General features: G+C 63.8%; 21 protein-coding genes. 15 read left to right on the forward strand and 6 right to left on the reverse strand.

Going from position 1 to position 23,564, the window contains the following annotated elements; all coding sequences use genetic code 11:
• The first annotated feature begins 399 nt into the window (after positions 1-399).
• From ACZIRK_RS26525 to ACZIRK_RS26545, 5 genes are all read left to right on the forward strand, one after another.
• Positions 400-2,301, forward strand: coding sequence for a peptidylprolyl isomerase (locus tag ACZIRK_RS26525; RefSeq protein ID WP_463328382.1), 1,902 nt, complete (start codon positions 400-402; stop codon positions 2,299-2,301).
• 107 nt (positions 2,302-2,408) lie between these two features.
• The gene (gene trpD / locus ACZIRK_RS26530) at positions 2,409-3,422 is read left to right on the forward strand and encodes an anthranilate phosphoribosyltransferase (RefSeq protein WP_130230866.1); all 1,014 of its coding nucleotides are present in this window, start codon (positions 2,409-2,411) and stop codon (positions 3,420-3,422) included.
• A gap of 68 nt (positions 3,423-3,490) precedes the next feature.
• Entirely contained in the window at positions 3,491-4,312 is an 822-nt protein-coding gene (gene trpC / locus ACZIRK_RS26535) for an indole-3-glycerol phosphate synthase TrpC (RefSeq protein WP_130230864.1), read from the forward strand.
• 4 nt (positions 4,313-4,316) lie between these two features.
• Positions 4,317-4,820, forward strand: a complete 504-nt coding sequence (moaC, locus tag ACZIRK_RS26540) for a cyclic pyranopterin monophosphate synthase MoaC (protein ID WP_130230862.1) — start codon at positions 4,317-4,319, stop codon at positions 4,818-4,820.
• Between the two features lie 119 nt (positions 4,821-4,939).
• Entirely contained in the window at positions 4,940-5,200 is a 261-nt protein-coding gene (locus tag ACZIRK_RS26545) for a hypothetical protein (RefSeq protein WP_463328383.1), read from the forward strand.
• 261 nt (positions 5,201-5,461) lie between these two features.
• Here ACZIRK_RS26545 and ACZIRK_RS26550 read toward each other — a convergent pair whose 3' ends face one another.
• Positions 5,462-6,796 carry a S41 family peptidase gene (locus ACZIRK_RS26550; RefSeq protein ID WP_028167517.1) on the reverse strand — a complete coding sequence of 445 codons (1,335 nt, stop codon included), beginning with the start codon at positions 6,794-6,796 and terminating at the stop codon, positions 5,462-5,464.
• Between the two features lie 154 nt (positions 6,797-6,950).
• The gene (locus tag ACZIRK_RS26555) at positions 6,951-8,117 is read right to left on the reverse strand and encodes an NADH:flavin oxidoreductase/NADH oxidase (protein ID WP_463328384.1); all 1,167 of its coding nucleotides are present in this window, start codon (positions 8,115-8,117) and stop codon (positions 6,951-6,953) included.
• A 1,249-nt stretch (positions 8,118-9,366) separates the two neighbouring features.
• Here ACZIRK_RS26555 and ACZIRK_RS26560 point away from each other — a divergent pair.
• The 5 genes from ACZIRK_RS26560 to ACZIRK_RS26580 all read left to right on the forward strand — a co-directional run bounded on the left by ACZIRK_RS26560 (position 9,367) and on the right by ACZIRK_RS26580 (position 13,197).
• On the forward strand, positions 9,367-9,996 hold the full coding sequence (locus ACZIRK_RS26560) for an HAD-IA family hydrolase (RefSeq protein WP_130229563.1): 630 nt from the start codon (positions 9,367-9,369) through the stop codon (positions 9,994-9,996).
• Between the two features lie 9 nt (positions 9,997-10,005).
• Complete coding sequence (locus tag ACZIRK_RS26565) at positions 10,006-11,217, forward strand: molybdopterin molybdotransferase MoeA (RefSeq protein WP_130229562.1); 1,212 nt, start codon at positions 10,006-10,008, stop codon at positions 11,215-11,217.
• A gap of 201 nt (positions 11,218-11,418) precedes the next feature.
• Positions 11,419-12,120: a transcriptional repressor LexA gene (gene lexA, locus ACZIRK_RS26570; protein ID WP_028162734.1), complete on the forward strand. Its 702-nt coding sequence runs from the start codon at positions 11,419-11,421 to the stop codon at positions 12,118-12,120.
• A gap of 292 nt (positions 12,121-12,412) precedes the next feature.
• Positions 12,413-12,838 carry a hypothetical protein gene (locus ACZIRK_RS26575; RefSeq protein ID WP_130229561.1) on the forward strand — a complete coding sequence of 142 codons (426 nt, stop codon included), beginning with the start codon at positions 12,413-12,415 and terminating at the stop codon, positions 12,836-12,838.
• A gap of 137 nt (positions 12,839-12,975) precedes the next feature.
• Entirely contained in the window at positions 12,976-13,197 is a 222-nt protein-coding gene (locus tag ACZIRK_RS26580) for a hypothetical protein (protein WP_028162736.1), read from the forward strand.
• Between the two features lie 9 nt (positions 13,198-13,206).
• Here ACZIRK_RS26580 and ACZIRK_RS26585 read toward each other — a convergent pair whose 3' ends face one another.
• A complete protein-coding gene (locus ACZIRK_RS26585; protein WP_463328385.1) occupies positions 13,207-15,495 on the reverse strand; it encodes a ComEC/Rec2 family competence protein in 2,289 nt (762 codons plus the stop codon).
• Between the two features lie 400 nt (positions 15,496-15,895).
• Between ACZIRK_RS26585 and ACZIRK_RS26590 the strand changes: the two genes are divergently transcribed.
• The gene (locus ACZIRK_RS26590) at positions 15,896-17,224 is read left to right on the forward strand and encodes an MFS transporter (protein WP_463328386.1); all 1,329 of its coding nucleotides are present in this window, start codon (positions 15,896-15,898) and stop codon (positions 17,222-17,224) included.
• Positions 17,225-17,377: 153 nt separating this feature from the next.
• Here ACZIRK_RS26590 and ACZIRK_RS26595 read toward each other — a convergent pair whose 3' ends face one another.
• The gene (locus ACZIRK_RS26595) at positions 17,378-17,740 is read right to left on the reverse strand and encodes an SPW repeat domain-containing protein (RefSeq protein ID WP_063623362.1); all 363 of its coding nucleotides are present in this window, start codon (positions 17,738-17,740) and stop codon (positions 17,378-17,380) included.
• 251 nt (positions 17,741-17,991) lie between these two features.
• Between ACZIRK_RS26595 and ACZIRK_RS26600 the strand changes: the two genes are divergently transcribed.
• Entirely contained in the window at positions 17,992-18,174 is a 183-nt protein-coding gene (locus tag ACZIRK_RS26600) for a hypothetical protein (RefSeq protein ID WP_028162740.1), read from the forward strand.
• Between the two features lie 115 nt (positions 18,175-18,289).
• Positions 18,290-19,720 (forward strand): type I glutamate--ammonia ligase, encoded by a 1,431-nt coding sequence (glnA, locus tag ACZIRK_RS26605; RefSeq protein WP_028162741.1) that lies wholly within the window; start codon positions 18,290-18,292, stop codon positions 19,718-19,720.
• Between the two features lie 23 nt (positions 19,721-19,743).
• Here the strand turns inward: glnA and ACZIRK_RS26610 are convergent, their stop codons facing one another.
• Together ACZIRK_RS26610 and ACZIRK_RS26615 are read right to left on the reverse strand one after the other, a co-directional pair.
• The gene (locus ACZIRK_RS26610; protein ID WP_130229556.1) at positions 19,744-20,136 is read right to left on the reverse strand and encodes a YybH family protein; all 393 of its coding nucleotides are present in this window, start codon (positions 20,134-20,136) and stop codon (positions 19,744-19,746) included.
• Between the two features lie 11 nt (positions 20,137-20,147).
• Positions 20,148-21,845 (reverse strand): glutamine--tRNA ligase/YqeY domain fusion protein, encoded by a 1,698-nt coding sequence (locus tag ACZIRK_RS26615; RefSeq protein ID WP_463328387.1) that lies wholly within the window; start codon positions 21,843-21,845, stop codon positions 20,148-20,150.
• Between the two features lie 53 nt (positions 21,846-21,898).
• Here ACZIRK_RS26615 and ACZIRK_RS26620 point away from each other — a divergent pair, with 53 nt between their 5' ends.
• Together ACZIRK_RS26620 and gltX are read left to right on the forward strand one after the other, a co-directional pair.
• Positions 21,899-22,147, forward strand: a complete 249-nt coding sequence (locus tag ACZIRK_RS26620; RefSeq protein ID WP_463328401.1) for a pentapeptide repeat-containing protein — start codon at positions 21,899-21,901, stop codon at positions 22,145-22,147.
• Positions 22,140-23,564: a glutamate--tRNA ligase gene (gltX, locus tag ACZIRK_RS26625; protein WP_130229554.1), complete on the forward strand. Its 1,425-nt coding sequence runs from the start codon at positions 22,140-22,142 to the stop codon at positions 23,562-23,564. Before ACZIRK_RS26620 ends, gltX begins: the two co-directional genes overlap by 8 nt.

A 23,564-nucleotide genomic window follows, 5' to 3' on the forward strand; every position in this document is an offset into this window, starting at 1 on the left:
GGATATTCGATCCCATTGCACATCGCTCAGAACCAGCCGATCCATGACACCCAAGGCTTCCTCCTAAAAGAAAGCCTTGAATCACGTTCAATCTGATTTGAGAATCCCAAGAGTCCACACGACCTAGCAGAGCCCGGCCGTCACTTCCAGACCCGGCGGTCCACCGCTACAAATCGCCGCCATAGCGGGACGGCATCCGCCGTCCCGCGTTAGCTTCTTGTTTGAGCATGATCTTTCCGGAAAACCGGGGTCCACTTTTCCGGATCATGCTCTAGGTTGCGACGGCGCAGTTGCCACTTTATGATGCGTTCCCAACTCGGTGACGCGCTTTAAGGAATCCGCTTATCGGATCATCCCCAGGCGCGACCCGGTTCCCCTCCTTTCAAACAAGTTGGACCCATGCTTCGAGGAATTCGGACAGCCTCATCAAACTGGCTCGGCAAGATCGTCATGGCCGTGGTGATGGGCGTTTTGATTGTCAGTTTCGGAATCTGGGGCATCGCCGACATCTTCAAGGGGTTCGGCCAGTCGACGCTCGCCAAGGTTGGCAGCACCGAAATCTCGACCGAGCAATTCCGCCAGATCTACACCGACCGGCTGCAGCAGGTCGGCCGCCAGTTCGGCCGTCCGTTGACGCCTGACCAGGCGCGCGCCTTCGGCTTTGACCGCCAGGTGCTGCAGCAGACGATCGCGGAAGCGGCCCTCGACGAGGAGGCCAGGCGGCTTCGGCTCGGCCAGTCGCAGGAAGAGACGATGCGCTCGATCTACAACGATCCGAACTTCAAGGGGCTGAACGGCCAGTTCGAGCCGCAGCGCTTCCAGTCCGTGATCCGCCAGTTCGGCTACACCGAGCAGCGCTATCTCGCCGAGCAGCGCCGCGTCGGCCTCCGCCGCCAGATCGCCGGCACGATCGGCGCCGGCATCGAGCCGCCAAAGACCTTGATCGAGGCCCTGGTCCGTTATCAGAACGAGCAGCGCTCGATCGAGTACATCAAGCTCGACGCGGCGCAGGCCGGCACCATCGACCCGCCCTCGCCCGAGGCGCTCGCCGCCTATTTCGAGGATCACAAGGCCCAGTTCCGCGCGCCCGAATTCCGCAAGATCGCGTTCGTCGTCGTGACGCCCGAGGAGATCGGCAAGTGGACCGAGGTCTCCGACGAGGATGCCAAGAAGATATTCGAGCAGCGCCGCAACCAGCTCGGCACGCCGGAGAAGCGCGAGGTATCGCAGATCGTGTTTCCGAACGTGGAAGAAGCCACTGCCGCACGTGCGCGGCTGACCTCGACCACCTCGTTCGACGACCTCGCCAAGGAACGCAACCTCAACCTGACCGACGTCGATCTCGGCATGGTCGCGAAGTCGGCGATCCTCGATCCGGCGGTTGCGGATGCGGCGTTCTCCCTGCCCTCGGGCGAAGTCAGCCAGCCGGTGCAGGGCCGCTTTGGCGTGGCGCTGGTCAAGGTCGGCAAGATCGAGCCGGGCACGACGCCGACCTATGAGAGCATGGCCGGCGAGATCAAGAAGCAGATCGCAGCCGAGCGCGCCCGCGAGAAGGTCGCCGATCTCCACAACAAGATGGAAGACGAGCGCGGCGGCGGCGCCAATCTCGCCGAGGCGGCGCAGAAGCTTGGGCTGACCGCCGTCACCATCGACGCCGTCGACCGCTCCGGCCGCATGCCGAACGGCCAGCCCGTGGCGAACATTCCGACCGGTCTCGATGTGGTCTCGCAGGCCTTCGGCAGCGATGTCGGCGTCGACAACGAGCCGATCCAGTTCCGCGGCGGCTATGTCTGGTACGACGTGCTCGGCGTGACGCCGTCGCGCGAGCGCAGCCTCGACGAGGTGCGCGCCCAGGTCGAGGCGAAATGGCGCGAGGACCAGATCGCGACCAGGCTGCGCGAAAAGGCAACCGAGATCGTCAAGAAGGTCGAGGCCGGCGGCAAGCTCGCCGACGAAGCCTCCGCACTCGGCGTGAAGGTCGAGACTGCGGATAAATTCCGCCGCGATGCCTCGCTACCGGCCGTGCCTGAGAGCGTGGTCGCGGCTGCGTTCCGCACCGCCAAGGATGGCGTCGGTCAGGCCACGGGTACCGGTGGCGAGCGCGTCGTCTTCCGCGTCACCGACATCATCGTGCCGCCGGTCGATCTTTCCTCCGAGGAGGTGAAGAAGTTGAAAGAGGCGCTGCAGCGCGGATTGACCGACGAGCAGGTCGCGCAATACGTCAACAAGATCGAAAAAGACATCGGAACCACAATCAATCAGGCCGCCTTCGCACAGGTGACGGGCGCGAATAACAACTGAGCATGATCCGATTAGATCATGCTCTCATCTTTTGTTTGAGCATGATCTTATCGGAAAACCGGTTTCCACTTTTCCGGATCATGCTCTAAAATCTTCACGGGCGGGCGATGGACGACCTGAAATCGATAATTGCGAAAGTCGCCACCGGCGCAACCTTGTCGCGCGACGAAGCCGCAAGCGCCTTCGACAGCATGATGTCGGGCGAAGCCACGCCCTCGCAGATGGGCGGCCTCCTGATGGCCCTGCGCGTGCGCGGCGAGACCGTTGACGAGATCACCGGCGCGGTGTCGGCAATGCGCAGCAAGATGCTGCGGGTGACCGCGCCGCCTGATGCGGTCGATGTGGTCGGCACCGGCGGCGACGGCTCCGGCTCCGTGAACGTGTCGACCTGCGCCTCGTTCATCGTGGCCGGCACGGGCGTGCCGGTCGCAAAACACGGCAACCGCGCGCTGTCGTCGCGCTCGGGCGCCGCCGACGTGCTGGCCTCGCTCGGCGTCAAGATCGATCTTACCCCGGCCCAGGTCGGCCAATGCGTCCAGGAAGCCGGGATCGGCTTCATGTTCGCCCCCGCCCATCACCCGGCCATGAAGAATGTCGGCCCGACCCGGGTCGAGCTTGCGACCCGTACCATCTTCAACCTGCTCGGCCCGCTCTCCAATCCCGCCGGCGTCAAGAGGCAGATGGTCGGGGTGTTCTCGCGGCAATGGGTGCAGCCCTTGGCGCAGGTCCTGAAGAACCTCGGCTCGGAAGCGGCCTGGGTGGTGCACGGCTCCGACGGGCTCGACGAAATCACCCTCACCGGCCCGACCTTCGTCGCGGCGCTGGAGCGCGGCGAGATCAGAACCTTCGAAGTTTCCCCTGACGATGCCGGCTTTGGCCGCGTCGGCAGCGAGGCGCTGAAGGGCGGCGATGCCGATGCCAACGCGGTGGCGCTGCTCAGCGTGCTCAATGGCGAGCCGAGCGCCTATCGGGACGTCGCGCTGCTCAACGCCGCCGCGGCGCTGATCGTCGCCGGCCGTGCCAAAGATTTGAACGAAGGCGTCGCGCTCGGGACCAATTCGTTGGATAGCGGTGCCGCCGCCGCGAAGCTCAAACATTTGATCGCGGTTTCCAACAGCTAGAGCATGATCCGGAAAAGTGGGAACCGGTTTTCCGAAAAGATCATGCTCATAGAGACATAGGGTCCGCGATGTCCGACATCCTGAAGAAGATCGAAGCCTATAAGCGCGAGGAGATCGCCGCAGCCAAACGCGCGCATCCGCTGCCCGAGATCGAGGCGCGCGCCAAGGCCGCGTCGCCGCCGCGCGGGTTCGTGCGCGCTATCCGCGAAAAGCACGCGCGCGGCGATTACGCGCTGATTGCCGAGATCAAGAAGGCCTCGCCATCGAAGGGCCTGATCCGCGTCGATTTCGATCCGCCTGTCCTGGCCAAGGCCTATGAGGCCGGCGGCGCGGCCTGCCTTTCGGTGCTGACGGATACGCCCTCGTTCCAGGGCCATCTCGACTTCATGGTCGCGGCGCGCGCGGCAACCAATCTGCCGGTGCTGCGCAAGGATTTCATGTTCGACACCTATCAGGTGCTCGAGGCCCGCGCCCACGGCGCCGACTGCATCCTAATCATCATGGCCGCGCTCGATGACGCAGCGGCCAAGGATATCGAGGACGCCGCGCTCGCGCTGCAGATGGACGTGCTGATCGAAATCCACGACCGCGGCGAGCTCGACCGCGCGCTGAAGCTCCGCTCGCCGATGATCGGCGTCAACAACCGCAATCTCCGCACCTTCGAGACCACGCTCGCGACCAGCGAGGCCTTGGCACCGCTGATCCCGAAGGAGCGGCTGATGGTCGGCGAAAGCGGCATCTTCACGCCGGACGATCTGTCCAGGCTGGAACGCGTGGGCATGTCGACCTTCCTGGTCGGCGAGAGCCTGATGCGTCAGGCCGATGTAACAGCGGCAACCCGCGCGCTGCTCGCACGCAAAAGCGCGCCACGCACCACCGGGACCCGTTAGAGCGATGGCGGAGAAGTCAAAGGGCGGTCCCGCCCTCACCCATATCGATGCCAGCGGTGAGGCACGCATGGTCGACGTCTCCGCCAAGCCCGCGACCGAACGCACAGCCGTTGCCGAAGGCCGCGTCGTCATGAGCAAGGCAACGCTCGAGCTGATCGTCTCAGGCAATGCCAAGAAGGGCGACGTGCTCGGCACCGCGCGCATTGCCGGCATCATGGCGGCGAAACGGACCTCGGAACTGATCCCGCTCTGCCATCCGCTCGCGCTGTCGAAGGTCACGGTCGATATCGAGCCGGACGAGAAACTGCCGGGTTGCATCGTGCAGGCGACCGTCAAGGTCACCGGCCCGACTGGCGTCGAGATGGAGGCGCTAACCGCGGTCTCGGTCGCCTGCCTCACCATTTACGACATGATCAAGGCGGTGGAACGCGGCGTCCGCATCGAAGGGATCCACCTCGTCGAGAAGCAGGGCGGCAAGTCCGGCCACTATCGCGCCGTCTATCGCTGACACCCATTCAAACGGCCTTACGCCACGACGGCTCTGTCACGCGGCTGTGACCGGGTGGCCCGGAGTGCGTTACCGCTTGCGGTGTTACATTTGACGTAGCCTTTTGAAGGAGCAACGCAATGTGGGCCTTCAAGCTTCTTGGTGCGGCTGCAGCGCTCAGCGTGGTCAGCGCGCCGGCAATGGCACAGCAGGTGATTTCAGAGCCCGGCTATTGCGCGCAATTCTACCCCAACGCCAATTGCCAGAACAAAGGTCCGGGCAACCCCTATACAGGCGGCTATCAGCGCTACATCGACCAGGGTTACGGGATGTGGGCTCAGGATCCACCGATCCCGTCGGTCGGCAAGCGCTCGCGGACCCACCGGTCCGCTCGACAGTAGGGTGGCCAAAGCGAAGCGTGCCCACCTTTCTTGCACCGTCCGTGGACGGTGGGCACGCGGAGCCTGTCATCGGGCGCGCGTTCGCGCGACCCGTTGGCTTTGCCCACCTACGATTCCGGCATGAGGCCCGTCATGGCCGGGCTCGTCCCGGCCATCCACGAAGAGGCTTGCACAGCAGCAGAGACGTGGATGCCCGGGACAAGTCCGGGCATGACGAACTCTGATGCGTCTCGATACCGCCTTCCCACGTCAACGTGATGTTCAGTTCGGGATCGTCCGCTTCGGCGCGCCCTTGGCGTCGGCGTTGACGGTGACGCCACGCAACAGGTTGTAGGCAGCGTTCAGCGCCTTGTCGTTCTTCTCGTCAGGCGGGACGAAGGATTGCGAGCCGGTCTGCTCGGTGCCTTCGGCCGCCAGATGCCCGCGCATCGAGGCCTCGCCCTTGATCTCGGCACGCGTCTTCAATTCGTCCGGCACATCCTGCAGGATCTCGATATCGGGCGCGATGCCCTGCGCCTGGATCGATCGGCCCGACGGCGTGAAATATCGCGCGGTGGTCAGCGCCAGCGCGCCATTGCCAGCCCCGAGCGGAATGATGGTTTGCACTGAGCCCTTGCCGAAGGTGCGGGTGCCGATCAGCGTCGCGCGCTTGTGGTCGTGCAGCGCACCGGCCACGATCTCGGAGGCAGAGGCCGAGCCGCCGTTGATCAGGACCACAAGCGGCTTGCCCTTGGTCATGTCGCCGCCGCGAGCGGTGAAGCGCTGAGTTTCCTCCGGCAACCGGCCGCGGGTCGAGACCACCTCGCCGCGCGCCATCAGCGAGCTCACCACCGACACCGCCTGGTCGAGCAAGCCGCCGGGATTGTTGCGCAGGTCGATCACATAACCGGCAAGCTTGTCCTGCGGGATCTCCTTGGAGATATCGGCGATCGCCTTGTGCAGGCCCTCGGTGGTCTGCTCATTGAACGAGTTGATCCTGATATAGCCGATATTGCCGCCATCGGTGTGGAAGCGCACCGGGCGCACGCGGATGATCTCGCGGGTGATGGCGACGTCGATCGGCTTGTCGGCATCCTTGCGGATGATCTTCAGCTTGGTCTGGCTGTTGGGCGGGCCCTTCATCTTGTTGACGGCCTGATCCAGCGTCATGCCCTGGATCTGTTCGTCATCGATCTGGGTGATGATGTCGCCCGACATGATGCCGGCACGCGAAGCCGGCGTGTCGTCGATCGGCGCGACGACCTTGATGAAACCATCCTCCATCGTGACTTCGATGCCGAGGCCGCCGAACTCGCCGTGGGTGGTCTCCTGCATGTCGGTCCAGCCCTTCTCGTTCATGTAACGAGAATGCGGATCGAGCGAGGAGATCATGCCGTTGATCGCGCCCTCCATCAGCTTGGAGTCGTCGGGCTTTTCGACATAGTCGGTCCGGACGCGCTCGAACACGTCGCCGAACAGATTGAGCTGGGAATAGGTATCGGAGCGGACCGCGGCCTTGGCGACCGCAACCAGATTGGCGCCCTGCGGGGCGGTGACGAGAAGGGTAAGGCCAGCACCGGTCACCGTGCCGAGGAGAAAGCCAAAATTCCTGCGCATGCGTGCGATCCTTCCCGCTGTAGCCGCCACGACTGTGATGAATCGTCGTTCTCACCCGACGTGGACAAACACACAATGCCTTTTTGGTCGGATCAAGGCCAATTGTACCGGAGAAATACCGTCGCTCACGACATCGTGCGTTGCTCGTGCGCCGCTATGGACGTCCCTCCTGGAGGCCGCTCTGCCAGGTCGACGGATTGGTTCCAAAGCCGCGTTTGGCGCGCGTGCCCAGCCAATAGCCGAACTGCGGCGGAACATTACGGAATGGCCCGTCCACGCCAAGCTTCAGCGCGGCGTCCATCGGCCAGTTCGGGTTGTTGAGGATTTCGCGCCCAATCGCGATCAGATCTGCCTGTTTTTCGCGCAGGATCTGTTCCGCCTGGTCACCATGAATGATGAGGCCGACGGCCATGGTGAGGATGTCGGCGTGACGGCGGACGTATTCCGATAGGGGCACCTGGTAGTTGTACTTGATTTCCTTGCCGAGGATCGGCGCCATGTCGGTGATGCCGCCGGACGAGCAATCGATGACATCGACGCCTTTCGCCTTCAGGATGCGGGCGAGCCGTACGCTCTGCTCCGGGCCCCAACCGGCATTGTCCTCCACCGACAGCCGCACGAACAGCGGCTTGTGGTCGGGCCAATAGCTGCGCACCGCCTCCGTCACTTCGATGATGAAGCGCATGCGGTTCTCTTCCGAGCCGCCATACTCGTCGGTGCGCTGGTTTCCGCGCTCCGACAAGAACTCATGCACGAGATAGCCGTGGGCGCCGTGCAATTCGAGCACGTCGAAGCCAGCCTCATTGGCGCGGCGCGCGGCTTGGCCCCAGGCCTGCACGAGGTCCTTCACCTCGCTGCGCTCCAGCGCCCGCGGTACCGGCCAGCGCGCACTATGCGCGATCGCGCTCGGCGCCACCGGGGTCCAATCGTCCCAGTCCTCGATCTCGGGCGACCGCTGCAGCGGTCCGTCGCCTTCCCACGGCCGCGTTGCGCGCGCCTTGCGTCCGGAATGGCCGAGCTGGATGCCGGCAAGCGCGTTCTGTTGCTTGATGAAGGTGACGAGCCGGTTGAGCGGCGCGATGAACTTGTCGTCCCAGATGCCGAGATCACCGACCGTGCCGCAGCCGCGCCGCTCGACCTTGGTCGACTCGACAATGACGAGCCCCGCGCCGCCGGCGGCGAACTTGCCCGCATTCATCAAATGCCAATCGGTCGAAAATCCCTTCACGGCCGAATATTGATGCATCGGCGGCACCACGATCCGGTTCTTCAGCGTGATCCCGCGGATCGTCATTGATGAGAACAGGAGCGTATCGGACATGGTTTTCCTCGCATCACTGGACATCGTTACCCGCTATTTCACCGGGGTCGGTTTCCTGCCGCGAACGATATATGTGCCGTCAATGACGGCAAAGCCGAAATGCGGGAGGCTTCCATGCCCAATCGGCGATTGCCGAAGCACGAGTCTCGCGCTCGTCCGTCGCACTTATGCTTCACCCGTTGCCAACTCCCGCGGTCATTCCGGGGCGGGCGCAGCGCGAGCTATGATGTGCAATTGCACATCAGAGAATCCATTCATCCGCTGGCGCAAGCTGCGAAATGGATTCCGGGCTCGTCCTTCGGACGCCCCGGAATGACAGCCTCCGTCATTGCGAGCGGAGCGAAGCAATCCATGCCTCCGTTCGCTGCGCTATGGATTGCTTCGCGGAGCCTGTCATCGGACGGCGCTTCGCGCTTATCCGTTGGCTCGCAATGATGTTGTGGTTGCTTTGGGTGCGACATATCAACCCGACGGGCAAATCAGCAGAAACGTGTCCAGACTATCAGCGAAAAACATTTCGCTTTCGCCGTCGGGCAAATCAGTGATTTAACTCCGCGCGTCTCACCCAAGAGAGGGGCGGCTCGCGATCGTCACGAACGTTGCGGTGAGATGCGGTGGACGTGATGGGTGTGACTGACGAGCACACACAGCACGGACGGCGAAGTCGTGTGGTCCTGGCGCCCCGACGCTGGCGCTAAGTTTCGTGCGAACACATTCGCACTAGACGACGGTGGCAAGAAAGCTCGGTCACCGGGGAGAGTACGAAGTAAGCCGTAACACCATCGCGCAGGGAAAGCCGGAATGCTTCGGTTGAACCTGTGGTCCTACTCCCGTGCTTTTTGTTGCACGGGACCCATGGGTGCAACCGGCACCCGGCTTTCCCTGCGCCCTCTGTTCGATGAGAGGGCCGAGAGTAACGCAAAGCTCGGGCGAACAACGCCGCGAGAATGCGGACTCACATCCTCATGCTGTTTGAAAGTTGAATCAGAACCCATCCCCGTCATTGCGAGCGCAGCGAAGCAATCCATCGCGCCACTTGCGGAGAAATGGATTGCTTCGCTGCGCTCGCAATGACGGTGGAGAGAGCGTTTCCCCAGGACTACGGTCGTAGGATGGGTAGAGCGAAGCGAAACCCATCATTCGCACCGCTTGCTCCATCGCGATGGGTTTCGCTTCGCTCTACCCATCCTGCAGGCCCGCGAACGAAGACATTGCCGCCCCCTTGGGATTTTCGTACACAACCGTCGCCATGACCCAACCGTCCCTTTCCCCCGGCTCCGCCGATGTCCTGTTGTTCGACCTCGGCCGCGTCGTGCTCGATATCGATTTCGGCAAGGTGATGACCACCTGGGCCGGCCATGCCGGCTGCGAGCCCGGCGAGCTCGCCACCCGCTTTGTCATGGACGAGAGTTACAGACATCACGAGGTTGGCAAGATCGATGACGCCGCCTTCTTCGCAGGCCTGCGGCAGTCGCTCGGCATCAGCATCTCCGACGCCCAGTTCCTGGAAGGCTGGAACGCGATCTTCGCCGGCGAGATGCCGGGAATCGCCGAGCACCTGGCGCGCGCCAAGACGCGTCTGCCGCTCTATGCGTTCTCGAATACCAATCCGCCTCATATCGAGCATTTCTCGACAGCCTATTCGGACGTGCTCGGCCACTTCCGTCAGATCTTCTTCTCCTCCACGATCGGGCTACGGAAACCTGACGCGGACGCCTATGATTACGTGATAAAGGCGATCGGCGTGCCGGCTTCGCGCATCGTGTTCTTCGACGATTCCGCCGAGAACATCCGCGGCGCACGGGCGATGGGCCTCGCAGCCATTCACGTCACATCACCGGATGATGTGACGAACGCGCTTCTCGCCCTCGGAATTTAGGAGTTGCCCGTGGCCTTGATGCCGGTCGCCGATGCGCTTGCCGCGGTTCTCGCCGGCGCGGAACCTTTGCCGGAAGAGATGGTCGCACTCGATGCCGCCTATCACCGCACGCTTGCCCGTGACGTCGCGGCAAAGCGTACTCAGCCGCCACTGGCGATGTCGGCGATGGATGGCTATGCGGTGCGATCCGCCGATGCCGCCGACTTGAGCGCGCGGCTGAAGGTGATCGGCGAAGTCGCCGCGGGCCGGCCGTTCGATCGGGAACTTGGTCCGCGGGAAGCGGCACGGATCTTCACCGGAGGCGTCATTCCCGCCGGCGCCGATGCGGTCGTGATCCAGGAGGACACCCGGGTCGATGGCGATCACATCACCATCACCGAGGCCGCTGTCGCCGGGCGGCATATCCGGCCCGCCGGCGTCGATTTCCGCGAGGGTGACGTGCTGCTGAGGCGCGGAAGCCGGCTGACCGACCGCGCGCTGTCGCTGGCGGCGTCGATGAACTATCCGGAACTCCCCGTGCGGCGCCGACCCAAGGTCGCCGTGCTCGCGACCGGCGACGAACTCGTGATGCCGGGCACCTCTCCGGGTCCAGGCCAGATCGTCTATTCCAACGGCTATGCGCTGCGGGCGATGGCGCGTGCAGAAGGCGCTGAAGCGATCGATCTGGGGGTCGCCGCCGACACGGTTGCCGCCACCACCCACGGCATACGCCGCGCGCATGCCGCGGGCGCCGACATCCTCATCACCACCGGCGGCGCCTCGGTCGGCGACCATGACCTCGTGAAGCCGTCGCTTGAGGCCGAGGGCGTGACCATGGCGTTCTGGAAGATCGCGATGCGGCCGGGCAAGCCGATGATGCATGGCCGGCTCGGCGCGATGCGAGTGATCGGCCTGCCCGGCAATCCGGTGTCGTCCTATGTCTGCGCCTATCTGTTCCTGGTGCCGTTGATTCGGGCCCTGCTCGGCCGCTCGGCGATTCATCACGTGACGGAAAGCGCCCTGCTCGGCCGCGATCTCGCCGCCAACGATCAGCGCGAAGATTATCTTCGTGCGCTACTCGAAGAGCGCGACGACGGCACGCTGATCGCAACGCCGGTCACCAAGCAGGACAGTTCGCTGCTTGGGAATCTCACTGCGGCGCAGGCACTTGTGATCCGTCCGCCATTCGCGCCGGCCGCAGCAAAAGGCGCGCCTTGCGACATCCTCCGATTGCCTGAATGACGCTGCGACCAACACCTGCCGGAGCATCTCTGGTCGCGTTCACCAGAAATTAAGTGGTTGCGGAACACATATCGAACATATAGTGTCCGTTCATGATTTGTTTCGAAACTCGCTGTCTACGAATGGGAGTGCGTGACTCCCGAGATCAGCTCTTCTCAAGTCTCGGATCGAACGACGCTACCAACCGGGGGAATGCTCGCGATGCTTACGCGCAAACAGTATGAACTTCTGCGTTTCATCAACGAACGGCTGAAAGAGGCCGGCGTGCCTCCTTCCTTCGACGAGATGAAGGACGCGCTCGACCTGCGCTCGAAGTCCGGCATCCACCGCCTGATCACGGCGCTGGAGGAACGGGGCTTCATCCGCCGCCTGCCGAACCGCGCCCGCGCGATCGAGGTGATCAAACTGCCTGAGCTCTCCGCCGCCGGCAACGGCCGCCGCGGCTTCACGCCGAGCGTCATCGAGGGCACGCTCGGCAAGCGCACGACCAGCGCGGCCGTGGCCGAAGACGATGGCAACCGTCCCGTCGCCGTTCCCGTGATGGGCCGGATCGCGGCGGGTACGCCGATCGAGGCGCTGCAGACCCGCAGCCACACCATCAGCGTGCCGCCCGACATGCTCGGCTCCGGCGAGCATTATGCGCTCGAGGTGCGCGGCGATTCCATGGTCGAGGCCGGCATCCTCGACGGCGACATGGCGCTGATCCAGCGTAACGACACCGCCAACACCGGCGACATCGTGGTGGCGCTGATCGATGAGGAGGAAGCGACGCTGAAGCGCTTCCGGCGCCGCGGCGCGTCAATCGCGCTTGAGCCTGCCAATGCGGCCTACGAAGTCCGCATCCTGCCGCCGAACCGGGTGCGGATCCAGGGCAAGCTGATCGGGCTTTATCGCAAGTACTGAGCCGACGAGGACGCAGCAGCTCGTCTGGTACTTTGGTGGGTGATCTGCCCTCAAGGACACTGACAAGAACGATTTAGAGTGATTAGAATAAGAGCCCCGGTAAGTTCGCCGGGGCACTCTCGGTGCAAGGAGATGTGCGGCAGCGCCTCCTATCGTGTTTGTGAACGGCTAGAGGGCGCGGGCCGTACAAATGCCAAGAACGGAGCAGAGGCTTATAAGTTATCGTCCACTCTGATAGAGGCCTGCGCCTCTTCCCAGGCCGGGTCGGCTATCTCGAATGAGGAGCAATCCGATGTGTGACTATAGCCTGCATGCCGTGGCGACGCGTCCCGCCCAGGTTGGAGAGACGCTTATCACCACCACCTTCCGCGGTACCTCGACCCGCGGCTTCGCTTCGGAAAGCGATCCGACGGTCGCAGTCTGCATGCTTCCCGGGACCGAACTCGCGTTCGCCGATAACGTCCGCTACGACAATCGCTGGATCTGGACCAAGACGACCGGCTTCCGTGTCGGCAAGTTCAACCAGATCGATGCGCATATTCGGGATCGTCATCACGACGCGATCGACTTCCCCGATGGCAGCCATGTGCTGGTGACCCAGCTCTGCGAAGGGCAGCGGGCGACCGTGCTGCAATTGCCCGTGACGCATCATGTTGCAGAGCCGGCACCGAAGGCGGTCGACCAGCGCCCCGCGCCGAACCCGCTGTTCATCGGCTGAGAGCTTCGGGCAGCGTGCGCCGCCGGTCTCGGCCGGCGGGACGTTGCCGCGGGTGAAAAGCAAAGTATTCGAGCGGCCCCGGAGGCCATCCCGGGGCAGATGTGGTTTTGTTGAACTATTCGCAAGGGGCATGATCGGTGGTCACCAAGATCACATGGCAAAAAGCCGGACGGGTGGCCCAGCCCGGCCGATACATGTTCAGGTTCGGCTGGCTCACCGTCGCAGCGGAAGATCTCGCGATCTGGGAGCGATTTCCGGATGCGAGCTTCACGCTCGTGCAAGTGCCGTCGCATTCGGGCGGTCCCGACGAATTTCGGCTCGGCGCCTTCGAGCTGCCGGCCAACGCCGGTGGAGATTGACGGGAGCGCTCAGTCTTCCGGCTGCAGGTCGGACTCGGACGGGGTCGCATCGATGGCGCGCGGCGCGGGTGCCCCTTGGATCCGGATCGTGGTCTCGGGTTCGCCTTCGCCTGACACCGCAGGCGACCACGGCCGGTCGAGGCCGGCGGGCTTGACCGCATCGATGACGAAGCCGTTCCGGTTCCGCCGCAGCGCCAGCCCGCCCTGCCGCCGCAGGCGCTCGGCATCGATGACCGCCGCCGCACAGCCTTGTGGCACCGGCCGTGCGGTCACGATCAGCACCGCCCGTTCGCAATCGTCCGCGAGCGCCTCGGATCGCTGCGTGAGCGCGATGAACGCGCCACCGGCCACAGAGGTCACGCAGCCGCTCTCATCGCAGGACACGCCCTCCGTGAGCGAAGGATCGCTCGCGCTGCGGGCATCGGCATCCGCGGCAAGCCACTCCTTGGCGAGAAACGCGTCCTTCGCGGTCCGCATCAGGTGCAACCGCCCGTCACCGCCGCGAACGGCGACATTGCGGCCGTCGCCGGAAATCAGGATGTCGGGTTGCGGCGCCCTCACCGCCCAGACCACCGCAATGAGAAGCACCGCCGCGCCGGCGAAGCGCAGCGGCGTGCGCAACAGCCCGAGCAGGATGACGCCCAGGCTCGCGGCGATCAGCGGGCCGATCCCGAACGCACTGACGTGGCCGACTGCGCCCGGCAGCGCGGCGACCCATTGCGCAACCACGATCATCCAGTCGATGCCGCTGCCCATGATCGCCCAGAACACGCCATCGAAGCCGAACGGCATCGCCAGCAGGCCAAGCAGCCCAGCCGGCATCACCAGCGCCGACACCACCGGCATCGCCGCCAGATTGGCAAGCACGCCGAAGGGCGCCACCCGATGGAAGTGAAAGGCGGCATAGGGCGTGGTCGCCAGCCCCGCTACCAGCGAGGCCAGCAGCAGCATCGCAATCTCGCGCCCGCCCCACAGCGCGATCCGCGCGGTCGCGGAATGATCGGGCGCGGCAAACAGATGCGGCATGCCAATCTGCACCAGCGCCACCAACCCGAGGGTGGCCGCAAACGACATTTGAAAGCTCGGATGAACCAGCGCTTCCGGTGCGATCGCGAGCACGATCATGGCCGCGACTGCGAGCGTCCGGAACGTCACCGCGCGGCGGTCCACCATGACGGCGATCAGCACCACCGCAGTCATGAAGAACGAGCGCTGCGTCGCGACCTCCGCTCCCGACAGCAGCAGATAGAAGGCGGCAGCGACCAGCGCCGCCGCGGCGGACCATTTCTTGATCGGAAAGCCCACAGTGAGCACCGGGAACAGTGCGAGCAAGGCGCGGACTGCGAAGAAGACCACGCCCGCGACCACCGCCATGTGATAGCCCGAGATCGAGAGTACGTGGCCGAGCCCCGAGATGAACATCGCATCATTCACCGGCTCGGAGATCGCATCGCGCCGGCCGGTCAGGAGTGCGGTCGCGATCGCGCGATTGTCGCCTTCGAGCACGTTGCGGATCCGCGCATCGATCGCATCGCGCATGCCTTGCATGAACGCCGCATAGCGCAGCGCAAATCCGCGGCCTTCCGGCGACGCCGTCGTCTTGATCGCGCCGAGTACGAAACCGGAGGCGCCGATGCCCTGGAAATAGAGATCGCGGCTGAAATCGTAGCTGCCGGGCCGTAAGGGAGCGAGCGGCGGCTGCAGCCGTGCCTTCAATTCGACGAAGCTGCCGACGTCAGGGGCAGTGCCCTTCTTCACCGACAGCCTGACACGCTCGAGCTTCGGCGCGCCGCGCTGGCTTTCGATGCTCGCGACGCGCAGCACGAAACGGTCGGTACGCTCGCGGATGTCACGTGTCTCGACAAATCCGGTGAGCGACACCGAAAACATCGGCCGCGCCAGCACGCCATGTGCGACCCGCGCGGTGCGCCAGGTGGCAACCGCAAAACCCGTCGCAACGGCGGCAATGATGACGGCGGCAGCGAACGCCTGCCGCCGCCTGAGCAGGAACGCGACAGCGCATAGCGCGATAGCCACGATGACCGCGACCGACAGCACTGGCTCATGGTCGGCGGCGAAGTAAAGCGCGATGCCGCAGCCGAACGCGACCGGCACCCAGGGCAGAAGCCGTCCGGCGCCCGCTTCCGCCCGGACCCACTGGCGCAACGTCTCGACGATTGGCGGCCAGGCGCCGACGCCGATCGGGGCATAACCACCCGCCGGCGCCACCGCCTCGCGGGGCGGCCAGGTGCCGGCATAGCCGCGCCTGCCGCCCGGCGTCCTGCCCTCGTCCGACATCCTGCGCCCTGGAGTATTCCTGCTTCAACAAAGCTACCGGAACCGGGTATCCGCGGGATAGCGGAACAGATGCGGAATACGGAGGAAAGGACGCCCTGCCGGCGCGTATCCGATGTTAGCGCTCCAAGCCCGATTGAGCCGAAAGTCTCATAAGGCCACAGTCCCATTGAGGATTAGAGTACCGTCACGCCTCAACCCGGACAGATGGGAAAGAGGCAGTGGTGGCTCGCGGTTCGAAGACCGCTGGAGCCCTTCTCAGGTGGTTCAAGGCTTCCCTGAGACCGGCGTTGCGGACGCAACTCGCAAATCAGGCCTGTAGCGTCACGCATCACGCGCACTCCGCGAGCGAACAGAGCGCTGAAAAACGCGAGGAGAAGCCTTTGAACCAAAGGAGCAGCACATGGCAATTCAAGTACCGAGCGATTTTCGCCGGGTGATCGTTGCCGCGTCGGTCGGAAACATCATCGAATGGTATGACTTCTATATCTTTGGCAGCCTGGCCGCCGTTCTGTCGGTCAAGTTCTTCGAACAATCCCACCCCGTCGCAGCCCTGCTGAGCACGATCGCCCTGTTCACTGCAGGATTCCTGATCCGTCCGCTCGGAGCATTCCTCTTCGGATGGATGGGCGACCGGGTCGGCCGCAAGTACACGTTCCTCATCACGCTCACCGGAATGGGACTGGGAACGGGCGCGATCGGCCTGATCCCGACCTATCAATCGATCGGTCTCACCGCAGCGTTCGTGCTGTTCGGGCTGCGCATGATCCAGGGCCTGTGCCTCGGTGGCGAATATGGCGGCGCCATCACCTATGTTGCCGAGCATGTGCCCGACGACAGACGCGGCTACTACACAGGCTGGCTCCAGACCTCGCCGACGCTCGGGATCGTGGTGTCGCTGGCCGTGATCATTCTGACCCGGATCTATTTTGGCGATCAGGCCTTCAACGAATGGGGATGGCGCGTTCCGTTCCTGCTGTCATTCCTGCTGGTGGCCATCGCCATCTACATCCGCCTCCAGCTCCAGGAGACGCCGATCTTCCAGGAGATCAAGGCCCGCGGGCAGATGACCAGGAATCCCTGGAAGGAGGCGTTCCTTAGCTCGAACATCAAATACATCGGAATCGCCATCATCGTCCTGATCGGACAGGGCGTGGTGTGGTACAGCGGTCAGTTCTGGGCGCTGTACTTCCTGCAGCAGGTCTCCAAGGTGGACGCGCTGACCTCGTCGTACATCGTCGGGGCTGCGCTGCTACTTGCGACGCCGAGCCTGATCTTCTTTGGCTGGCTGTCGGACCTGATCGGCCGCAAACCGGTGATCCTGGGAGGCATGCTGCTTGCCGCGATCACCTATTATCCGCTGTATCTGTGGCTCGGAACGGTCACGCACCCCGGAAACATCAACTATCCGATCGCAATCTTCATCATCTTCATCCTCGTCTGTTACGTCGGGATGGTGTACGGGCCGGTCGGCGCGTTCCTTGCGGAGTTCTTCCCCAGCAGAATCCGGTACACGTCGGTGTCGGTGCCGTATCACATCGGCAATGGCTGGGGCGGCGGCTTGGTGCCGTTCATCACCTCGGCGGCTTTCGCCGCCACTGGCAGCGTCGGCTACGCGCTGATCTATCCGGTCCTAGTTCCTGCGATCTGCTTCGTGCTCGCCGTTTTCCTGATGCCGGAAACGAACAAGACCAGCATCTGGGAGCAGGTCGAACCGAGAACCGCATCGTGACGCCCAATAGCCCTTGCCGCGGGGCTACCAAGCCCTGTGGCGGGGGAATCCAACATCCGGCAGGAGCGGGTCGACACCTCTGCCGCAACAATCCCCTCGCGCCGGCCGCTACCGCGTAGCGGTCGGACCGATGGCTCGGACAAACCCGCCTTCTCAGCCGGCGCGGTGATGCCAGCGATCGTGCCACCAGGCGGTGAAATCACGATCCGTCAGCAGCTCCCAGCCGGCCAAGAGGATCACCAGCATGCCCGACAGCACGCTGCTTACCGTCGCCGAGACCTGCTCGTAGCCGACCGTCCACGGTGCCAAGAGCAGAGCCAGTCCGAGCAGCATCTCTCCCCATTCCTCCAGATAGGACGGAATGACAAATGCCTCGACGGCAAACAGGATGACAGCCAACCCAAGCGCGATGGTGATCCAGACGGCCGCTCCGCCGAAGCCCAGGGCAAACGGCGACCCGACTAGCCACACACCCACCAACAAGCTGGCAACGTCCTGCCAGTGTTGAATGCGCATGACGCTCACCTCCCCTCTCCCATGCATATGGTCACGCGGCGCGGCGCCGGAAAGACATCCCGCCTGACCTGCGTTGTGTTGCGGCTCTCCGTGTTCCGGAGCCGCTTCCCGCCGCCCACCACCCGGAAAGCACGCTTGCAAGTGCGCCGCAGCAGGATGCAAACTGCTGCGCTCAATCAGGTGTCAACGTCTACGGCTCTCGGCCCGACCGGAATTCAAGGTTGCGTCCAGAACGAGAGGAGCATGACGCCATGCGAGAAATCGAAATCCACGATTATGCGCGGCAGCTCTTGGAAGCACATGGCGCCAAGGCCATTGCGGAAGCTGCGCAGAATGCCATTGAGCTCGAGGCAAAGGGCGAGGTCGAACTCGCCAAGACCTGGCGGCATATCGAAGACGCCATGAAGCTGATGCGCGGGCCGCACCAAAGCTGACGCTCCGGTGCGGCAACCGCGAACGTGGCGCAGGATTCGTCGCAAGCCGCTTTAACGCGCGGCGGAGCGACAACATGACCTCTAGTGACCGGCTCTCCATGACAGGAGCGAAGCCATGTTTCCCAGATGTACGACAGCCGAAGATCTCGTGAAGGCGATCACCGATGAGAAGGTGCAGATGATCGACCTGCGCTTCACCGACCTGCCGGGGGTGTGGCAGCATTTTTCCGTCCCGCCGAGCGCGGCGAGTATCGATGCTCTCAGCGAGGGCATTGGCTTCGACGGCTCATCGATCCGCGGCTTTCAGGAAATCCAGGAAAGCGACATGCTTGTCGTCGCGGATCCGACCACGGCTTTCCTCGACCCGTATTCGCTGGCATCGACCCTGGTCCTGATTTGTAACATCCGCGATCCCGTGACCGGTCAATCCTATAGCCGCGATGCTCGCTACATCGCCCAGAAGGCCGAAACCCATCTGAAAGGCACCGGGCGCGCCGATACGAGCTACTTCGGTCCGGAGGCGGAATTCTTCGTGTTCGACGACGTCCGCTACGGACAGGGCATCAATTACGCCTTCCACGAAATCGATTCCGGTGAAGGCAGTTGGAACACGGGCAAGGAGGAAGTGCCGAATCTGGGCCACAAGCCGCGCCCGAAAGAAGGATACTTTCCCGTTCCCCCCACCGACAGCATGCAGGATCTCCGCGCCGAAATGGTGCTGACGATGGAAGAACTCGGCATCCAGATCGAAGCCCATCACCATGAAGTCGCGACCGGCGGCCAGAACGAGATCGACATGCGCTTCACCACGCTCACGCGCATGGCGGACAATCTGATGATCTACAAATACGTGGTGAAGAACACCGCGAAGCAGCATGGCATGACCGCGACGTTCATGCCCAAACCGCTGTTCGAGGACAACGCTTCAGGGATGCACGTTCACCAGTCGCTATGGAAGGGCGAGACCAATCTGTTCTACGACAGGGGCGACTATGCCGAGCTGAGCCAGCTTGCCCGCTACTATATCGGCGGTCTCCTGACCCACGCCTGGGCGCTGTGCGGGCTTTGCGCGCCCACCACGAACTCCTATCGGCGCCTGGTGCCGGGCTATGAGGCCCCGATCAACCTGGTCTACTCCCAGCGCAACCGCTCGGCCTGCTGCCGCATTCCGATGTATTCGCCGAACCCGAAGGCCAAGCGCGTCGAGTTCCGCTCGCCGGATCCTTCGTGCAATCCCTATCTGGCTTTCTCCGCGATGCTGATGGCCGGCCTCGACGGCATCAACAACCGGATCGACCCGGGCAGCCCGATCGACAAGAATCTTTACGACCTGCCGCCCGCCGAGGCGAAGGATGTGAAGTCGACGCCCGGATCGCTGGACCAGGCACTCGACGCGCTCGAGCGCGATCACGCCTTCCTGCTCCGTGGCGACGTCTTCACCGCCGACGTGATCGAAACCTGGCTCGACTACAAGCGGAAGAAAGAGGTCGATCCAATCCGGCTACGCCCGCATCCGTACGAGTTCCACCTCTATTACGACATCTAGCGACGACCGCCCGGGTGACCGGCCTATTGGTCAATCAGCGGCGTCTTCGATGAAACGTGATGGCTGGCGATTTTCCAGTCGCCGTCTTCACGAACGATGACCCAGGTGATCTTGACTGAGAGCGTCGGATCACTCTCACCCAGAAAGAACGACGCGGTGCCAGCCATGTTGATGAGATCAGGGCTGACCTGCGCCGCGCGCACGTCAGAGAACTGAACGGTCGGCGAGCGCCATCGCGGCAGGCCGTTGAAGTAGGCCTCAACCCCTTCCCTGCCGCGATAGAGCGTCGGATTGGAGCCGAAGAAGAACGCGCGCTCCGAATAGAGCGAAGCGAGTGCTGCGGCATCCAGCCTGCTGAAGCCGGCGGACCATTTTGCCATGATGGCGGAGACGATCTCCTCGGCTTCGCCCTGCATCTCGCCCGCCCCTAGCTCTTGCCGCCGACTTCCTTGGCGAAGGTATCGCGGAGTCCAATGGTGCGGTTGAACACCATCTTGTCCGACGTCGAGTCGGCATCGCGCACGAAATAGCCCTGGCGCTCGAACTGCATTACCTCGTTCGAATTGCTCTCGGCGATCGCCGGCTCGATGCGCGCGTCCGTCAGCACTTCCAGCGACTGCGGATTAAGGTCGGCGGCGAAGTTGCCGGCGTCCGGACTGGGCGTCGCGAAGAGCTGGTTGTAGATGCGGATCTCGGCCGGTTTCGACTGCGCCGCCGGCAGCCAGTGCATGGTCGCCTTCACCTTGCGGCCGTCGGGGGCGTTGCCGCCCTTGGTCGCGGGATCATAGGTGCAGCGCAGCTCGACGATCTCACCGGCGTCGTTCTTGATGACGCCGGTGCACTTGATGAAATAGGCATAGCGTAGCCGCACTTCGGTGCCCGGCGAGAGGCGGAAGAATTTCTTCGGCGGGTTCTCCATGAAGTCGTCGCGCTCGATATAGAGCTCGCGGCCGAAGGCGATCTTGCGGGTGCCGGCCGTGGGATCGTCGGGGTGGTTGATCGCCTCGATCTCCTCAACCTGCCCTTCCGGATAGTTCTCGATCACCACCTTGAGCGGCCGCAGCACCGCCATGCGCCGGAGCGCGGTGCGGTTCAGCTCCTCGCGGATGCAGAACTCCAGCATGCCGACGTCGACGACGCTGTTGGACTTGGCCACGCCGATCCGCTTGATGAACTCGCGGATCGCCGCTGGCGGCACGCCGCGCCGCTTCAAGCCTGCAATCGTGGGCATGCGGGGATCGTCCCAGCCGGCGACATGTCCCTCGCGCACGAGTTGGGTCAGCACGCGCTTGGAGAGCAGCGTATAGGTCAGGTTCAGGCGCGCAAATTCGTACTGCCTGGGCTTGGACGGCACCGGCAGCTTGTCGAGCAGCCATTCATAGAGCGGGCGATGATCCTCGAATTCGAGCGTGCAGATCGAGTGCGTGACGCCCTCGATCGCGTCCGACTGCCCGTGGGCATAGTCATAGCTCGGATAGATCGACCATGTGTCGCCGGTGCGCGGATGGTGTGCGTGCAGAATCCGGTACAGCACCGGGTCGCGCATGTTGATGTTGCCCGAGGCCATGTCGATCTTGGCCCGCAGCACGCGCGCGCCGTTCGGGAACTCGCCGGCCTTCATGCGGCGGAACAGGTCGAGGTTCTCCTCTACCGAGCGGTCGCGATAGGGCGAGTTCTTGCCGGGCTCGGTCAGCGTGCCGCGCGCGAGGCGAATCTCCTCCTGGCTCTGGTCGTCGACATAGGCATCGCCCTGCTTGATCAGTTCCTCGGCCCATTCGTAGAGGCGCTCGAAATAGTCGGAGGCGAAATAGAGGTTATCGCCCCAGTCGTAGCCGAGCCAGCGCACGTCGGCCTGGATCGAGTCGATATATTCCTGCTCCTCCTTGGTCGGATTGGTGTCGTCGAAGCGCAGGTTGCAGTGGCCGGGAAACTCCTGCGCGATGCCGAAGTTAAGTGCGATCGACTTGGCGTGGCCGATGTGCAGGTAGCCGTTCGGCTCCGGCGGGAAGCGCGTCACGACGTGGCTGTGCGTCTTTGACGCGAGGTCAGCCTGGACGATGTCGCGAATGAAATCGCGTCCGGTCTCCGCCGCCACCGCTTCTGCCGCCACTGGTTCTGTCGTCATCGAGGGTTCCTATGCATGGTCCAGAAAACCGGAAGCCGCTTTCCCGAAAGATCATGCTCAAAAAAGGGATCAGCCGCCCTTCTGCCAAATTCGCCCCGGCCCGCCAAGCCCGCTTTCGAGGCCGCCGCTTTCGAGGCTGCCGCTTTCGAGGCTGCCGCTTTCGAGGCTGCCGCTTTCGAGGCTGCCTTGGGACAGCCCAAGTGGACAGCCAAGGCTTTGGTAAGGCCAAGGCTTTAGTTATGCGTTGTTCCTGCTATACACCAGCGCCGTTCAAGCCCGAGTTCGCATCCGGTCATGTCTGATTCCGTCGTCACACGCTTCGCCCCCTCGCCGACCGGCTTCCTCCATATCGGGGGTGCCCGCACCGCGCTGTTCAACTGGCTCTATGCCAGGAAGCACGGCGGCAAGATGCTGCTCCGGATCGAGGACACCGACCGCGAGCGCTCCACCAAGGAGGCGATCGAGGCCATCCTGGATGGCCTGACCTGGCTCGAGCTGAATTGGGACGGCGAGGTCATCTACCAGTTCAGCCGCGCCGCCCGCCACCGCGAGGTCGCCGAGCAGTTGCTCGCCGCCGGGCGCGCCTATCGCTGCTACGCCACGGCAGAGGAACTTGCCGCCATGCGCGAGAAAGCGCGCGCCGAGGGCCGCACCCGCCTCTACGACGGAATGTGGCGCGACCGTGATCCGGCCGACGCGCCGGCCGGGATGAAACCCACGATCCGGCTGAAGGCGCCCCTGACCGGCGAGACCGTGATCGAGGATCAGGTCCAGGGCCGCGTGGTCTGGCAGAACGAGAACCTCGACGACCTCGTCCTGCTGCGCGGCGACGGCACGCCGACCTACATGCTCGCGGTGGTGGTCGACGACCACGACATGGGCGTGACACATGTCATCCGCGGCGACGATCACCTGATCAACGCCGCGCGCCAGAAGCAGATCTACGACGCACTGGAATGGAACATCCCGAGCATGTCCCATATCCCGCTGATCCATGGCCCCGACGGCTCAAAGCTCTCCAAGCGCCACGGCGCGCTCGGCGTCGATGCCTACCGGGCGATGGGCTACCTGCCGGCGGCGCTGCGCAACTACCTGGTCCGGCTCGGCTGGAGCCATGGCGACCAGGAGATATTCTCCACGCAGGAGATGATCGAGGCGTTCGACCTGCCGTCGATCGGCCGTTCAGCGGCGCGGTTCGACTTCGCCAAGCTGGAGAACCTCAACGGCCACTATATCCGGCACAGCGACGATCAATCTCTCGTGACGCAGTTCGAGAACGTGCTGGACTACGTTCCCGACGGCGCCGCCATCAAGGCCAAGCTCAACGAGGAGACGCGCGCGCAATTGCTGCGGGCGATGCCGAGCCTGAAGGAGCGCGCCAAGACGCTGCTCGAATTGATCGCGGGCGCCTCTTTCATCTTCGCCGACCGGCCGATCCAGATCGAGCCAAAGGCCGCCGCGCTGCTGACGCCGGAAACGCGCGCGCTGATCGGCAAGCTTCGCGCGGCGCTGGAGACGGTCACCGACTGGCGGCTGGAGACCACGGAAGCCGCCATGCGGAATTTCGCGGAGCAGAACAATCTCAAGCTCGGCGCCGTCGCCCAGCCGCTCCGGGTGGCATTGACGGGACGCACCACCTCGCCGGGTATTTTCGATGTCCTGGCGGTATTGGGGCGGGAGGAAAGTCTTGCCCGGCTGGGCGATCAGTCGGCTGCGTAA

This window comes from Bradyrhizobium sp. Leo114 (assembly GCF_055229415.2).

Excerpts from the sequence above, each read along its gene's own strand:
- lexA (WP_028162734.1), top strand. The coding sequence starts at position 11,419 with ATGCTTACGCGCAAACAGTATGAACTTCTGCGTTTCATCAACGAACGG.
- ACZIRK_RS26585 (WP_463328385.1), bottom strand. The coding sequence starts at position 15,495 with ATGTCGGACGAGGGCAGGACGCCGGGCGGCAGGCGCGGCTATGCCGGC.
- ACZIRK_RS26615 (WP_463328387.1), bottom strand. The coding sequence starts at position 21,845 with ATGACGACAGAACCAGTGGCGGCAGAAGCGGTGGCGGCGGAGACCGGA.
- ACZIRK_RS26545 (WP_463328383.1), top strand. The coding sequence starts at position 4,940 with ATGTGGGCCTTCAAGCTTCTTGGTGCGGCTGCAGCGCTCAGCGTGGTC.
- ACZIRK_RS26595 (WP_063623362.1), bottom strand. The coding sequence starts at position 17,740 with ATGCGCATTCAACACTGGCAGGACGTTGCCAGCTTGTTGGTGGGTGTG.
- ACZIRK_RS26610 (WP_130229556.1), bottom strand. The coding sequence starts at position 20,136 with ATGCAGGGCGAAGCCGAGGAGATCGTCTCCGCCATCATGGCAAAATGG.
- trpC (WP_130230864.1), top strand. The coding sequence starts at position 3,491 with ATGTCCGACATCCTGAAGAAGATCGAAGCCTATAAGCGCGAGGAGATC.
- ACZIRK_RS26600 (WP_028162740.1), top strand. The coding sequence starts at position 17,992 with ATGCGAGAAATCGAAATCCACGATTATGCGCGGCAGCTCTTGGAAGCA.
- gltX (WP_130229554.1), top strand. The coding sequence starts at position 22,140 with ATGTCTGATTCCGTCGTCACACGCTTCGCCCCCTCGCCGACCGGCTTC.
- ACZIRK_RS26550 (WP_028167517.1), bottom strand. The coding sequence starts at position 6,796 with ATGCGCAGGAATTTTGGCTTTCTCCTCGGCACGGTGACCGGTGCTGGC.
- ACZIRK_RS26525 (WP_463328382.1), top strand. The coding sequence starts at position 400 with ATGCTTCGAGGAATTCGGACAGCCTCATCAAACTGGCTCGGCAAGATC.
- ACZIRK_RS26555 (WP_463328384.1), bottom strand. The coding sequence starts at position 8,117 with ATGTCCGATACGCTCCTGTTCTCATCAATGACGATCCGCGGGATCACG.
- ACZIRK_RS26620 (WP_463328401.1), top strand. The coding sequence starts at position 21,899 with ATGCTCAAAAAAGGGATCAGCCGCCCTTCTGCCAAATTCGCCCCGGCC.
- ACZIRK_RS26560 (WP_130229563.1), top strand. The coding sequence starts at position 9,367 with ATGACCCAACCGTCCCTTTCCCCCGGCTCCGCCGATGTCCTGTTGTTC.
- ACZIRK_RS26575 (WP_130229561.1), top strand. The coding sequence starts at position 12,413 with ATGTGTGACTATAGCCTGCATGCCGTGGCGACGCGTCCCGCCCAGGTT.
- ACZIRK_RS26590 (WP_463328386.1), top strand. The coding sequence starts at position 15,896 with ATGGCAATTCAAGTACCGAGCGATTTTCGCCGGGTGATCGTTGCCGCG.
- moaC (WP_130230862.1), top strand. The coding sequence starts at position 4,317 with ATGGCGGAGAAGTCAAAGGGCGGTCCCGCCCTCACCCATATCGATGCC.
- trpD (WP_130230866.1), top strand. The coding sequence starts at position 2,409 with ATGGACGACCTGAAATCGATAATTGCGAAAGTCGCCACCGGCGCAACC.
- glnA (WP_028162741.1), top strand. The coding sequence starts at position 18,290 with ATGTTTCCCAGATGTACGACAGCCGAAGATCTCGTGAAGGCGATCACC.